The following is a 13,712-nucleotide window of genomic DNA, read 5'->3' on the forward strand; positions in this document are numbered from 1 at the left end:
TCAGCTTTCTGCCTGCGCGGCGACCGGTGAACTCGCCTTCGAGGGAAGGTGGTTGAAGAGCAGGTTCAGGACGATCGCCGTCAGGCACCCCGCGCTGATCCCGCTGTTCATGACCGTCTGGAACCAGTCGGGGAACTTCGCGTAGACCGTCGGCACCCCGACCGGCAGCAACCCCACCGCGACCGACACGGCGACGACGGTCAGGTTGTGGTTGTCGCGGAAGTCCACCCCGGCCAGCGTGCGCAGACCGCTCGCCGCGACCGTCCCGAACATCGCGAGCCCCGCTCCGCCCAGCACGGGCGCCGGTACGGCGGCGACCACCGCGCCCAGCTTGGGCAGCAGCCCGAGGACGACGAGCATCCCGCCCGCAGCCGCGACGACCCACCGGCTGCGCACCCGCGTCATCCCGACCAGCCCCACGTTCTGCGCGTACGCCGTGTACGGGAACGTGTTGAACACCCCGCCGAGGACGGTCGACAGGCCGTCCGCGCGCAGCCCGTCCGCGAGCGAACTCTCCTTCACCTCACGGCCGGTGAGCTCGCCGACCGCGATCAGGTCGCCGGTCGTCTCGGTCATCGTCACCACGGCCACGACCAGCATCGAGATGATCGCCGACGCCTCGAACACCGGCGCCCCGAAGTGGAACGGCGTACTGATCCCGACCCAGTCCGCGTCCCCGACCCCGCCGAAGTCCGTGAACCCGAACGGGACGGCGACCGCGAGCCCGACGACGATCCCGGCGAGCACAGCGACCCGGCTCAGGAAAGGCGGCCCGAACCGCTGGACGAGCAGGACGACCGCGAGGACGAACGCGGCCAGCCCGATGTTCTTCGGCGCCCCGAAGTCCGCCGAACCGACCCCGCCCGCAGCCCAGTTGCCCGCGACCGGCAGCAGCGACAGGCCGATGACGAGGATCACCGTCCCGGTCACCAGCGGCGGGAAGAACCGCAGCAGCTTCCCGAACACCGGTGCCAGCAGCATGATCGCGAGCCCCGCCACGATCACCGAGCCGTAGATCGCGGGGAGTCCACCTCCCGTCGTACCGATCAGCACCATCGGTGACACCGCCGCGAACGTACAGCCCTGCATGATCGGCAGCCGTACGCCGAACCGCCAGAACCCCACGCACTGGATCAGCGTCGCGATCCCGCACACCAGGAGGTCGGCGGTGATCAGGTACGCCAGGTCGGCCGCCGAGAGCTTCATCGCGCCGCCGACGATCAGCGGGACGGCGACCGCACCCGCGTACATCGCGAGGACGTGCTGGAGGCCGAAGGCGGCCAGGTGACGTATCGGCGGCACCTCGTCGACGGGGTGGACGGTCATGTGCGCTCCTGAGCGGAAGGGGACGGAAAGCGGCAGGATGTGACCGTAGGACGGTTGAACAGATTGTTGATTTCCGGGGTGTTGCCGCTCTGTATCCCGCGTATCAGGTGCCGGTATCAGGCGCTGGGGGACGCCGCCGCCCGCAGCGCCGCCCAGTCCGGCAGCTTCACCACGCCCCGCCCGAGCGACGCACCCCACGCGGCCTCCGCCCGCTCGATCGCCCGCCACCCCTCCCACCCGACCGGCTCCACGCCGTCCGCCCTCAACAGCGGCAACGGATCAGGGAGTTGATGATCCGTCACATCGGCTAGCAGCGACAGCGCCGTCTCCTTCGCGCACGGCCGGTTCGTCCCGATCACCCCCGTCGGCCCCCGCTTGATCCACCCCGCCACGTACTCACCCGGAGATACGACCCCGTCCCGCAGCACCCGCCCGGCCCTGTGCGGTACCGTCCCGAGCGCGTCGTCGAACGGCAGCCCCGCCAGCGGCACCCCGCGATACCCGACCGACCGCAGCACCAACTCGGCCCGGATCTCCTCGAATTGCCCCGTGCCCCGCACACCCCCGCTCCCGTCGGGCCGCGTCCGCTCGAACCGCACGGCCCCCACCCGCCCCCGCGCATCGGGCAGCAGCGCGACCGGCCGCAGGAAGAAACGCAGCCGGATACGGCGGCTCGCCGCGCCCGCGCCGGAAACCGCCCACCCCCGCAGCGCCGCCACGTTCCGCCGCTGGGCCGCCGCCAGCCCGGACGGGTCGACGTACCCCGGATCGAGCGCCAACTCCCGTTCGTCCAACGAGACTTCGACCCCCGGCAGGCTCCCCAGCTCCCGTAGCTCCTTCGTCGTGAACCGTGCCTGCGAAGGGCCGCGCCGGCCCACCATGTGCACCTTGCGCACCCCGCTGTCCGCCAGCGCGAGCAGCGCCGACTGAGGCATGTCGGTCGGGCTCAGCTCCGCTTCGCCGCGCGCCAGGATGCGCGTCACGTCCACCGCGACGTTCCCCACCCCGATCACGACGGCCGAGCGGACGCCGGTCAGGAAGCCGTCGGCGACGGCGTCGGGGTGCGCGCTGTACCAGGACACGAACTCCGTCGCCGACCAGCTTCCCGGCAGCTCCTCCCCGTCGATCCCGAGCCGCCGGTCGGTCGCCGCGCCGACGCAGTACACGACGGCGTCGTACATCTGGCGCAGTCGTACGACCGTCACGCCGGACGGGCCGACCTCGACGCCGCCCAGGAAGCGGACCCGGTCGTGCTCCAGGACCGTCCGCAGGGTGTTCTGGAGGGACTTGATCTTCTCGTGGTCGGGGGCGACGCCGTAGCGGACGAGGCCGTACGGGCACGGCAGGCGGTCCAGGACGTCGACGACGACCTCGGGATCGCGCTCCACCAGGGACTGGGCGGTGTAGACCCCGCTCGGCCCGGAACCGACGACGGCGACTCGCAGCACGCGCAACTCCTCACGCGGGGGAGGTCTCCAGGATGGCACCGGGCGGGCTGCGCTGTCAGGGTGCCGGGCCGGACCGGTGTGCGTGTCTGTTCGTATGGAAAGTGATGATGCGGTTACGTTGCGTGTGTGCTAGAAGCATCTTTTCTTAATCTTTCTGATCGCCCCGCCGAGGACGCCGAGGTGTCCGTGTGGCCCGCGTGGGAAGTGCGGGAGAGCGGCGGCGCGACCGCCTGGTACACCGTCCGCCTGGCCTTCCCCGACCGCGCGTGGGTCGAGGTCCTCGCGGTGGTCTGCGGCGGCGACGTCTCCATCGAGGACGTCAAGGCCCAGCCCGCGCTGTCCCTCGTCGACCTGACCGTCCTCGCCGACTGGATCGAGGGCCCGCTCTTCGAGATGTGCGGCGGGGAGGGCGGCGAAGGACACACCGGCCCGAGCCGCGCCCGCCCCGCCTGGCCGCCCGGCGCGGAGGGCCACCGGCTCGTCGCCCGGGAGTACCGGGCCGCCCAGGAGGAGGGCGCCGACCCGGTCCTCGCCGTGATGGGCGCGACCGGCCACAGCAGGCGCCGTTCACTGGGGCTCATCGCGCAGGCGCGGGACGCCGGATTCCTGACGCCTCGTCATATCAGGCCCTGAGCGCGTCAGTTGACGCCGGTCACTGGAGCATCGTGCGCATCCGGGCGATCTCACTGGCCTGTTGGGCGACGACGTCGTCCGCCATCTCCTCCGCCTGGATGTTGTTCCCCTGTGCCTTGACGTCCGTCGCCATGGTGATCGCCCCCTCGTGGTGGGTGATCATCAGGGTGAGGAAGAGCTTGTCGAACGCCGCGCCCTTCTTGCCGCGCAGCTCGGCTAGTTGGGCGTCCGTCGCCATCCCCGGCATCGCCGCGTGGCCCGCATGCCCCTGCGCCTGCTGGGGTTTCTTGTGGGACGTCAGCCAGTCCCGCATCATCTCGATCTCGGGCTTCTGCGCCGCCGCGATCCGCTCCGCGAGCCCCTTCACGGCCGCCGACCCGGCGCGGTCCGGGGTGAGTGCGGTCATCTCCAGCGCCTGCGCGTGATGGACGATCATCATCTGCGCGTACGACACGTCCGCCGTGTTGGGCGAGTCGTCCTGCGCCCGGTGTTCGGCCGCCTCCTCGGCGGACATCGTCCGGTTCGCCTCACCCGGCATCCCCGGCACGAGCACCGTCGGACCCCCGCTGCGCGCCGCCTTCGGCTCGTCGTCCGACCCCGAGTCGCAGCCGGCCAGAGCGAGCGCCACCAGTGCGGCGGCGACCACGGACGCGCGGCGAGAGCGCACAAGGACCTCCAGTTGCAGGCGAGTTGGAACAGCTGTGACCGTCCTAGCACGGATCTGTGCCCCGCTGATCGAAAAGTTATGTGACGAGCTTGTTGCCGTCTGTTGGTGTGGGCATGACTAAGACGATACTTCGGGGACTGCGAACCGTTCCGTGAGGAACGGCGACGAGGGAGGACACAGTGATCCTGTTGAAGGAGCCCCGAACGCGGCGCAGACGACTGGGAGTTCTGGTCGGTGTGATCGGACTGCTGGCCACGCTGCTCACCGCCGCCCCGGCGCTCGCGATCCCCGACCCCGGGGATACGCCCGCCGCGGAGCGCAAGGTGTCCCAGAGCGACCGGGCCGAGGTCGCCGAGGCGATAGCCGCCGGGGAGATACCCGGCGTCGGCGAGATCGTCCACTCGGCCAACATCAAGCACCTCGCCAACGTCCCCAAGGACGTGCTGCGCGACAAGAACTCCGACCTCGCCTTCCAGGGCAGGTACGCGTTCGCCGGGAACTACGACGGCTTCCGCATCTTCGACATCAGCAACCCGAAGGCCCCGAGGACCGTCGCCCAGGTACTGTGCCCCGGCTCGCAGAACGACGTCACCGTCGAGGGCGACCTGCTGTTCCTGTCCACGGACTCCTCGCGCAGCGACGCGAGTTGCAACTCCACCACCCAGCCGGCGACCGAGAAGTCGTCCTGGGAGGGCATGAAGATCTTCGACATCAGCGACAAGCGCAACCCCGAGTACATCGCCGCCGTGGAGACCCCCTGCGGCTCGCACACCCACACCCTGGTGCCCGAGCGCAGGAACATCTACCTCTACGTCTCCTCGTACTCGCCGAACGCGACGTACCCGGACTGCCAGCCCCCGCACGACGGCATCTCCATCATCAAGGTGCCGCGCAACGCCCCTGAAAAAGCGGCCATGTTGAACTTCACCGTGCTCTTCCCCGGTGAGGGCCCCGACGGCGGCGGCAACCCCGGCTCGCCCACCAACCCCGGCGTCGCCAAGACCACCGGCTGCCACGACCTCACCGCCCTGCCCGAGCTGGACCTCGCGGCCGGCGCCTGCATGGGCGACGGCATCCTGATGTCCATCAAGGACCCGGAGCGGCCGAAGATCATCGACCAGGTCCAGGACAACGTCAACTTCGCGTTCTGGCACTCGGCGACCTTCAACCAGAAGGCCAACAAGGTCGTGTTCACCGACGAGTTGGGCGGCGGCGGGGCGGCCACCTGCAACGCCGAGATCGGCCCGAACCGCGGCGCCGACGGCATCTACGACATCGTCGGCAAGGGCGAGAAGCGCAAACTCGTCTTCCGCAGCTACTACAAGATCCCCCGCCACCAGGCGAGCACCGAGAACTGCGTCGCCCACAACGGCTCGCTGATCCCGGTCAAGGGCCGCGACCTCATGGTCCAGGCCTGGTACCAAGGAGGCGTCTCCGTCTGGGAGTTCACCGACTCCAGCCGGCCCAGGGAGATCGCCTACTTCGAGCGCGGCCCCGACAACGCCACGACCCTCACCAGCGGCGGCTCGTGGTCCGCGTACTACTACAACGGCTACATCTACTCGAACGACATCAGCAACGGCTTCGACGTCCTCAGGATCGACGACTGGCGCACGGATCCGGCCAAGTGGGTGCGGCTGGACCAGCTCAACGTCCAGACGCAGCCGGACTATTTCGGCTGGTGACCCGTCTCGAAGAAGCGTGACAGATCCAGGTCGCGCACCCCGCCGGACGCCTCGGCGTCCGGCGGGAACCCCTGCCCCCACTCCAGCCCGTACCGCCCGAACAGCTCCGCCCGCAGCGTCTCCAGCGCCAACGGCACGTTCGGCAGCACCATCCCGTACACCGCGCCCATCAACTGCGCGCGCAGCATCGGGTAGTCGGTGTCCACGTCCCGCGAGCCGTGCCGGACGACCGTGTCGCGCAGCAGCTCCGCCAGCCGCCGCTGCTCGGGGCACTGCACGAACCCTTCCGTGTCCAGCATCCCCGCCATGTGCTGGCGCATCAGCACGGTACGGTCCCTCGCAAGACCCAGCACCGCGTCGATCGCCCGCGCCATCCGCTCCGCGCCCCCCTCGACGCACGGCTCGCTCTCCAGCGCCTCCTGCAACGTCCGGTGCATGAGCCGGTGCACGGCCGACTGCACGAGCTGACGCTTGCCCGGGAAGTAGTACGACACCAGCCCGCGCGCCGATCCGGCCCGGTCCGCGATGTCCCCGAGCGTCGTCGCGTCGTACCCGCGCTCACCGACCAGCTCCAGGGCCGCCAGCAGCAGCCGCTCACGGGAACGCCTTCGCAATTCCTCATTGACCGATGCGCTGCGCGGGGACATTCTGTAACTCCTGCGTTGACTGGTCGGCAGCCAACTATAATCGACGCGGTGACACGGGCCGGGCGGCCTTGTTCGGGCGATGCGGGGGATCGCCCGAACAAGACCGCCCGGCCGTACTCAGCCCACGAATTGCAGCAACGGCCTTAGCCCGTCCGGCCGTTCGGCCACCGGCAGATGGTCCACGAAGTGCACCCGGCAGCCCAGCGCGGCCGCCCCGCCGTCCGCCCGCCGGTCGTCCCCGACCATCACCGCCGACCGCGGCTCGACCCCGAGGGCCCCGCAGGCGATCGCGAACAGCTTCGACTCCGGCTTCTGCACGCCGTGTTCGAACGACAGGATGTACGCGTCGACGAGCCGGTCCAGACCGTGCGCGCGGAACACCGGCCGCAGGTCCCACCCGATGTTGCTCACCACCGCGATCCTGACGTCCCGCGTTTTGAGCGCCCCCAGCACCTCGGCCGCGTCCGGGTACGGCGACCAGGCGGCAGGCTGCTTGTGCCGCTCGTACAAGGCGTCGTGGAGCGCCGGGTCGGGCAGCGGGACCAGCCGGGACAGGCCCGTGTACGCGGCTCGGTGCGCCTCGGCGCTCTCGTCCCGTACCCGCCACACCTCCGCCAGCTCCTCCGGCACCCGGACCTCTCCCTTGCCGCCGGGCAGCGCGCCCACGTCCTCCAGGGCGCGCGCGTACTCGGCCAACTCGGCCTCGGGCAGGGCGAGTCCGGCGTCCTCGACCACCGCGCGGAGCCAGGAGTCGGTGGACTCGATACGGAAGAGGGTCCCGGAGAAGTCGAACAGCACTGCGCTCATGCGGTGGACTCTACCCGGGGGGCTTGTTGGCGCAGGGGGCTTGACCTGCGGGTCAGTTGAGGGCAGGCGGCGGGGGAGTGCCGTAGCGCGTGATCGGCGGCCGGTGAGGGGGCGTTCAGCGGTGCGGGTCGCCGTTCAGGATGCGGCGGTGCGCCTCGATCGCCGCTACGACGATCAGCGCGCCCAGCAGCCAGCCGCCGAGGACGTCCGTCGGCCAGTGCACGCCCAGCCAGACCCGGGTCAGGCCGACGCCGGCGACGGATACCGCCGCGACCGTGACCGCTGTGCGCCACACCGTGCGTGAGCAGCCGTGCACGTGCAGGAGCCAGAGCAGAAGCCCGGACGCGACCGTCGTGGTGAGGGCGTGGCCCGAGGGGAAGGCCGCGTAGTGGGCCGAGTCGAGGGGGTCGGGCCAGACCGGGCGGTCCCGGCCGACGGCGCTCTTCAGGCCCTGCTGGATCAGCGTCCCCACGGCCGAGGTGACCCCGAGCCACAGTGCTGTGCCCCATGCGTGCCAGCGGATCACGAGCCCTACGGCCACCGCACCGAGCAGCAGGCGCATCGTCAGGGGGTCCCATACCCAGTCCGTGAGGATGCGGGACGCCTGCGTGAGGGCGGGGGAGTCGACTGCCCAGCGGTGTGTGGTGCGCGAGACCTCGCCGTCGGCGTCGAGGATCGGGGGCCACTCCGCCCAGACCAGGGTGAGGAGGAGGGCGAAGGAGGCGCCCAGGAGGAGGGCGGCGCGGGCGGCCGGGGGGTGGGTCGGAGGGTGGGGCGGGGAGGCGAGGGGTGGGGGGTGCATGGGTCGATCCTCGCGGATGGGGGGTGGGGGAGGCGAACGGGGGGTGGAGCGGGGGTGGCTTCGGGGGGTGGGGATTCGGGGTGTGCCGGGCCCGGACTCAGCGTCTCGCGCGAGGTGTGCCGGGCCTGGCCTTGTGCGGGGTGTCCGCCCTCAGCTCAGTGCGCGCAAGCCCGGGACCAGCGTGATCAGGACCGGGATCGCCGGGACCAGCGTCGCGAGTGCCGTGAGGCGCAGGCGGTGGGTCGGGGGGAGGCGGTTCGGGGGTGTCAGGAGGCGGTCGACCCGTTGGGAGAGGTGGGCGTCCGGGGTGGGCGTGGGGCCGAACACCCCTCTGTCCTCGTTGAGTTCGACGAGGGCGAGGGCCGTGGTGAGCCGGCCGAAGCGGCGCGACGCCATGTCGTCCGCGGCGAGTTCGACCAGCCGGTGCATCTCGTCGCGGAACGCCGCGAACACCGGCACCTGCGGGAACCCGTTCGCCAGCGCCCCCGAGGCGTGCAGCAGCCAGTCGTGCCGAGCCTGCGCGTGCCCCTGCTCGTGAGCGCGTACGGCGTCCAGCTGACGCCCCTTCAGGCGGCGCAACGCGGCTGTGGTGACGACGAGTTGAGGCTTCGCGCCGGTCAGGAACCAGGCGTCGGGACGGTCGCCCTCCAGCACCACGAGCCGCTCGCCGCCCGGCTGCTCACCCGGCAACAGCGGTACCCGCAGCCGGAGTTCGGCCCGCCGGACCCGGTGCCGGCGTCGGGCGCGGACGATCTCCCGGACCAGCATCGCCCCGCTCCACAGGCCCGCGCACGCCAGCGACACGGCCGTGGCCGCAGCCCAAGGGCCGGTCGTCGTCAGGGCGTACGCCTCCACGACCCCGTGCGGCGCCGGGGCGAACACGTGTCCCCGCACCGCCTGCCAGGCCGCCGCCGCGCTCAACGTCATCGACAGCGCGCAGCACAGCAGCACCGCCGCGACCACACACTGCCAGGCCCACAACGCGACCACCGGTTCCCGGTCCGGCCAACTGGCCCGGGCGAGCAGCCGGGGGGCCGCGACGGCGGTCACGAAGCCGAGCAGGAGGAGGACCGCGGGGACCGTCATGGGCAGCAGCCTATGAGCGGGGGTGTGATCAAGGGTGGTGCCGGGGTGGCAAAGTGACGCAGGACACTGTTTGGGGGTGGGGTGGGGTGTCACATGCTCAGGAGCATCGCCAGCATTCCGATTCCCATCGACAAGCGGCACGCCCGCGCCAGTTCCGGGCGGTCGCCCCATCCCGGACGGCCGCCTTCGCTGACGTCCCCACCGGTCGTCGTTCCCACGGGTACGAGTCTCGCGCCGGATGCCAGGACGTACGCTGCGAAGTACATGAGCAGTACGCCCGTGAGCAGCGGCACGCCTGAACTCCCGTGCGCATGCACGTGCGACGGCGTCGCGGCCATCACGGCGGCCATGTAGACCATCGCCAGCGCGCCCACGAGGTGATGCGCATGGTGTCCGACCAGCCCGCTCAGGACGCCGGAACCGTCCCGTCCACCCCCGCGCACCGCCCACAGCGAGCGCACCGCCGCCACTCCGAACACCGTGAGGTAGACCGGCCACGCCCACCCCGGCGGCGTGAACACCCCCGCCGGTACCGCCATCGCGGCCATTCCGAACCCCATCACCGCCTCACCGCCCGCGGCCCTGCGCTGCCCCTCGTCCGTGCTGCGCATCCGCAGCAGGCAGTAGGCCCCCGTCGCCGCGCACAACGCCACCAGCAGCCAGCTGAGCGAAGCCGGTCCGTGCACGTGCACCTCCCCGTGCCGTGTCCTGTGCGTGAGTGAATCCGCGCCGGGCGTTCGCGTGCCGGGTGTTCGCTTGTCGGACCTCTCGTTCCTGGCGTTCCGCCCCGAGCGTTCCGTACGGAGTGAGCGATGCCCGGGGTTGGCGGCGCGCACACGAGCGCAGAAGTGCACGAGGGGGCGTGAAGGGGGTCGCCGACGCGTCAGGCGGCGGTGCTGTGGTAGACGCCGAAGACTCCGCCCTGCGGGTCGCGGAGGACGGCGATGCGGGGGCCGTCGGGGACCGTCATCGGTGCCATCAGGGTCGTACCGCCCGAACTCGCCGCGGTGGACGCCGTGTTGTCCACGTCGGTCACCGCGAAGTAGGGGAGCCAGTGCGGGGGGACCTCGGGCGGGAAGCGGTCGTCCATGGTGAGCATGCCGCCGAAGTCCTCGCCGCCTACGCCGAGTTGGGGGTAGCGGGCGGAGGGGCGGATCGTCCAGCCGAAGACCGTCGTGTAGAAGGACTCGGCGCGGGCCGTGTCGCGGGTGAGGAGTTCGACCCAGCCGAGGGCGCCGGGGGAGTTGAAGACTCCGGCGCCGGGGAAGGTCTTGCCCTGCCAGAGCTGGAAGACCGCGCCGCCCGGGTCCGCGGCTACGGCGAAGCGGCCGATGTCGAACACGTCCATCGGGCCGACCAGCACCTTGCCGCCGGCCTCGACGAGCAGGCGGGTGCTGACGTCCGCGTCGGACACGGCGAACGACACGTTCCAGGTGACCGGCTGACCAGGCTGGTACAGCGGCGTCAGCGCGGCGACGGCGTCCTCGCCGAGGTACGCCATCGTGTAGCCGCCCGCTTCCTGCCGGGGGTCCGTCTCCGTCCGCCAGCCGAACAGCCCGCCGTAGAACTGTTTCGCCGCGTCCAGGTCGCTGGTACCCAACTCGGTCCAGCAGGGCCCGCCGGGCACGGGCGCGTCGAGCTTCATGACGTACCTCCCAAAGTACCCCGAGAACAGAGCACGGAAGCTTCCCAGGGCCGGCACCTCGGAGGCGGGAACCCCTGAGAGCAGAGCTCCTTGAGGCAGAGGCCATGGGTCGCGAGACTTCCGCAGCCCGCAGCCCGCAGCCCGCAGCCCGCAGCCCGCAGCCCGCAGCCCGCAGCCCGCAGCCCGCAGCCCGCAGCTAGGACGGGGGGCGAAGCCTCCCGAGGCCAGCGCCTCCCGAGGCCAGCGCCTCCCGAGGCCAGCGCCTCCCGAGGCCAGCGCCTCCCGAGGCCAGCGCCTCCCGAGGCCAGCGCCTCCCGAGGCCAGCGCCTCCCGAGGCCAGCGCCTCCCGAGGCCAGCGCCTCCCGAGGCCAGCGCCTCCCGAGGCCAGCGCCTCCCGAGGCCAGCGCCTCCCGAGGCCAGCGCCTCCCGAGGCCAAAGTCCCTGAGGTCAAAGCCCCTTGAGGCCGAGGCCCCTGAGGGCGACCCTCCCGAAGCCGAAGCCGAAGCCGAAGCCGAAGCCGAAGCCGAAGCCGAAGCCGAAGCCGAAGCCGAAGCCGAAGCCGGGCCCCGGAAGCAGCGTTCCGGAAGCGTTCCCAGGGTGCGCCCGTCGGAGAGGGACCCCGGTAAGAGCCCCTCCCTGCACGCTAAGCCCCCACCCCCGCCCCGGCCATCCGAGCGGCTCAGATACCGGGCCGATACCTGATCGGATGGTCCGCCGGGACCTCCACCAGCACGATCGGCGTTCCGTCGGGATCCGCGATCCACATCTCGATCAGCCCCCACGGCTCCTTCACCGGCTCCCGCACGATCTCGACCCCCTTCGCGGCCAGCTCGTCACGGGCCGCCGACACGTCCGGGACCTGGAGCCACAGCCGTGTCCCGGGGTCCCGGGGCGTGTCCGTGCGCCCCGCGACCTCCAGGAACCCGCCGCCGAGGAAGTACACCGTCCCCCGCTCCGGCCCGGTGCCGAACTCACGGTAGACACCGAGGCCGAGCTGCTCGCCGTAGAAGCGGCGGGCGCGCTCGGGGTCGGCGGGGTGGAGGAGGATCCGGCTGCTCAGTACATGCACCATGTGTCCGGAGCCTACGGGAGGGTTAGGCTCTGCGAGGCTCCGGGCCTGGGAGAACCGCAGGTCACCCCGGAGCCCCGGACCTTGAGCCCGAAACCCCGGGACCCGGCCCCGAGCCCTGGATCCGGGAGCCCGGACCCGAGTCCGAAACTCCGGGAACCGAACCAGAGTCCCCGGACCCGAGTCCGAAACCCCGGGAACCGAACCAGAGTCCCGGGACCCGCCCCCAAAACCCCGAGAGCCGAACCCGAGTCCCGGACCTTGGGCCCGAGACCCCGGAACCCAAACCCCGGGCTCTGAGCCAAACCCCGAGACCCCCGAACCCGAACCCAAACCCCGAGCTCCAAGCCCCGGAACTCCGGAACCCCGAGCCCCAAATCCCGAGGCCCGAGCCCCAAACCCCGAGGCCTCCAAACCCCGGGCCCCGGGCCCCGAGATTCGAGCCCCGAGACCCAGGGCCCGCCCCCGGACCGGACCCCCGCAGCACACCCCCACCCCCACAGCCCCCTCCGCCCCCAGAACGGACCCACCCCCATGAACACCCCCGACCCCGACCTGACCTACCGCGACGCCACCGACACCGACATCGACGCCCTCGTCACCCTCATCGAGTCCGCATACCGAGGCGACACGAGCCGCACCGGCTGGACCACCGAAGCGGACCTCCTGGACGGTCAACGCACGGACCCCGAGGGCGTACGGGAGGTCATCGCGAAGCCGGACGGCCGGCTCCTGATCGTCGAGCGCGCCGGCACGGTCGTCGCCTGCTGCCAGCTCGAACACCGAGGCACGCACGCCTACTTCGGCATGTTCGCGGTGAGCCCGGCGCTCCAGGGCGAGGGCCTCGGCAAGCGGATCATCGCGGAGGCGGAACGGCAGGCACGCGAGAGCTGGGGCGCCACCGAGATGCACATGACGGTGATCTCGGCACGGGAGGAACTGATCGCCTGGTACGAGCGGCGCGGCTACCGCCGTACCGGCAGGACGACTCCCTTCCCGTACGGCGACGAACGCTTCGGCATCCCGCGCCGCACCGGCCTGGAGTTCGAACTGCTGGTCAAAACCCTGGACCGAAAAGGCACTTGAGACGCCCGGCTCCTTCGGGCTGATCGAGACCCTGAACGATTCGATCAGCCGTCCGGCCGCTCAACTCCCCTTGATCTCCGGGTAGTCCGTCGTCACCCCGTCCAACTCGAAGGCCCGCGCGAGCCGTAGCTGATCCTGCGTGTTCACGACCCACGCGAGGACCCGCAGATCGTGCTTGCGGGCATGCTCGACCGTCTCCAGCGTGAGGCGGCGGAGGTTGAGGCACAGTGTGCGCGCTCCCACGTCCACCGCGCGGTCGGCGATATCGGCGCCGTAGCGCCCGCCGATCAGCGCGGTCCGCACGCCCGGCACGAGCCGAGTGATCTCGGCGAGCGCCTGATCGTGGAAGGACGACACCTCGACCCGCTCCACGAGCTCCCGCTTGAGCATGACCTCGGCGAGCGCCTGGGCCGCCCGCGTGTCCTTGATCTCCGCCTGGATCGGCGCCGTGACCACGTCGAGAACCTCGTCGAAGGTCGGGACGCGCTCCCCGCGCCCCGCGTCCAGCGCGCGCAGCTCCTGGAGGCTGTGCGCGGAGACCGGCCCGCTGCCGTCGGTCGAACGGTCCACGTCGGCGTCGTGCATCACCACCAGCGTGCCGTCCGAACTGAGGTGCAGATCCAGCTCGATCCCGTCGAGACCGGCCTCCTGCGCCGCCACGAACGACCGCAGCGTGTTCTCGGGCTCGACGCCCATCACCCCGCGATGCCCCATCGTCACAAACTCCAAGGCCCGTCTCGCTCTCCGTCGACGCCAGTTCGCTTGGCAGCCTAGGCCCTGCGACCCCCTCCCCGCCCCCGTGCCCCGGAGC

14 protein-coding genes are annotated in these 13,712 nt (G+C 71.3%); 3 read left to right on the forward strand and 11 right to left on the reverse strand.

Annotation, left to right across the window (positions count from 1 at the left end):
- Complete coding sequence (locus J8M50_RS42385) at positions 1 to 1,326, reverse strand: nucleobase:cation symporter-2 family protein (RefSeq protein ID WP_010354653.1); 1,326 nt, start codon at positions 1,324 to 1,326, stop codon at positions 1 to 3.
- 116 nt (positions 1,327 to 1,442) lie between these two features.
- The gene (locus J8M50_RS42390) at positions 1,443 to 2,774 is read right to left on the reverse strand and encodes an FAD-dependent oxidoreductase (RefSeq protein ID WP_010354652.1); all 1,332 of its coding nucleotides are present in this window, start codon (positions 2,772 to 2,774) and stop codon (positions 1,443 to 1,445) included.
- Positions 2,775 to 2,954: 180 nt separating this feature from the next.
- On the opposite strand from J8M50_RS42390, the gene J8M50_RS42395 reads away from it, so the two are divergent.
- Positions 2,955 to 3,407, forward strand: a complete 453-nt coding sequence (locus J8M50_RS42395) for a DUF6214 family protein (protein ID WP_010354651.1) — start codon at positions 2,955 to 2,957, stop codon at positions 3,405 to 3,407.
- A 19-nt stretch (positions 3,408 to 3,426) separates the two neighbouring features.
- Here J8M50_RS42395 and J8M50_RS42400 read toward each other — a convergent pair whose 3' ends face one another.
- Positions 3,427 to 4,074, reverse strand: coding sequence for a DUF305 domain-containing protein (locus J8M50_RS42400; RefSeq protein ID WP_010354650.1), 648 nt, complete (start codon positions 4,072 to 4,074; stop codon positions 3,427 to 3,429).
- A 179-nt stretch (positions 4,075 to 4,253) separates the two neighbouring features.
- On the opposite strand from J8M50_RS42400, the gene J8M50_RS42405 reads away from it, so the two are divergent.
- Positions 4,254 to 5,759, forward strand: a complete 1,506-nt coding sequence (locus tag J8M50_RS42405) for an LVIVD repeat-containing protein (RefSeq protein ID WP_029183982.1) — start codon at positions 4,254 to 4,256, stop codon at positions 5,757 to 5,759.
- On the opposite strand, the gene J8M50_RS42410 is transcribed toward J8M50_RS42405, so the two are convergent.
- The 7 genes from J8M50_RS42410 to J8M50_RS42440 form a co-directional block, all read right to left on the reverse strand.
- Positions 5,744 to 6,406 carry a TetR/AcrR family transcriptional regulator gene (locus J8M50_RS42410; protein WP_010354648.1) on the reverse strand — a complete coding sequence of 221 codons (663 nt, stop codon included), beginning with the start codon at positions 6,404 to 6,406 and terminating at the stop codon, positions 5,744 to 5,746. The genes J8M50_RS42405 and J8M50_RS42410 overlap by 16 nt on opposite strands.
- 117 nt (positions 6,407 to 6,523) lie before the next feature.
- Entirely contained in the window at positions 6,524 to 7,213 is a 690-nt protein-coding gene (locus J8M50_RS42415; RefSeq protein WP_029183981.1) for an HAD family hydrolase, read from the reverse strand.
- A 115-nt stretch (positions 7,214 to 7,328) separates the two neighbouring features.
- Positions 7,329 to 8,015: a phosphatase PAP2 family protein gene (locus tag J8M50_RS42420; protein WP_010354646.1), complete on the reverse strand. Its 687-nt coding sequence runs from the start codon at positions 8,013 to 8,015 to the stop codon at positions 7,329 to 7,331.
- A gap of 150 nt (positions 8,016 to 8,165) precedes the next feature.
- On the reverse strand, positions 8,166 to 9,101 hold the full coding sequence (locus J8M50_RS42425) for a M56 family metallopeptidase (RefSeq protein ID WP_010354645.1): 936 nt from the start codon (positions 9,099 to 9,101) through the stop codon (positions 8,166 to 8,168).
- An 89-nt stretch (positions 9,102 to 9,190) separates the two neighbouring features.
- Positions 9,191 to 9,787 carry a DUF5134 domain-containing protein gene (locus tag J8M50_RS42430; RefSeq protein WP_029183980.1) on the reverse strand — a complete coding sequence of 199 codons (597 nt, stop codon included), beginning with the start codon at positions 9,785 to 9,787 and terminating at the stop codon, positions 9,191 to 9,193.
- Positions 9,788 to 9,984: 197 nt separating this feature from the next.
- On the reverse strand, positions 9,985 to 10,746 hold the full coding sequence (locus J8M50_RS42435) for a VOC family protein (protein ID WP_010354643.1): 762 nt from the start codon (positions 10,744 to 10,746) through the stop codon (positions 9,985 to 9,987).
- 679 nt (positions 10,747 to 11,425) lie between these two features.
- On the reverse strand, positions 11,426 to 11,818 hold the full coding sequence (locus tag J8M50_RS42440; RefSeq protein ID WP_010354641.1) for a VOC family protein: 393 nt from the start codon (positions 11,816 to 11,818) through the stop codon (positions 11,426 to 11,428).
- 531 nt (positions 11,819 to 12,349) lie between these two features.
- Here J8M50_RS42440 and J8M50_RS42445 point away from each other — a divergent pair.
- Entirely contained in the window at positions 12,350 to 12,901 is a 552-nt protein-coding gene (locus J8M50_RS42445; RefSeq protein WP_010354640.1) for a GNAT family N-acetyltransferase, read from the forward strand.
- 60 nt (positions 12,902 to 12,961) lie between these two features.
- Here J8M50_RS42445 and J8M50_RS42450 read toward each other — a convergent pair whose 3' ends face one another.
- Positions 12,962 to 13,630 (reverse strand): glycerophosphodiester phosphodiesterase, encoded by a 669-nt coding sequence (locus J8M50_RS42450; RefSeq protein WP_029183979.1) that lies wholly within the window; start codon positions 13,628 to 13,630, stop codon positions 12,962 to 12,964.
- Positions 13,631 to 13,712: the final 82 nt, after the last annotated feature.

The organism is Streptomyces acidiscabies, from assembly GCF_020010905.1.
In the GTDB taxonomy this organism is placed as follows: domain Bacteria; phylum Actinomycetota; class Actinomycetes; order Streptomycetales; family Streptomycetaceae; genus Streptomyces; species Streptomyces acidiscabies.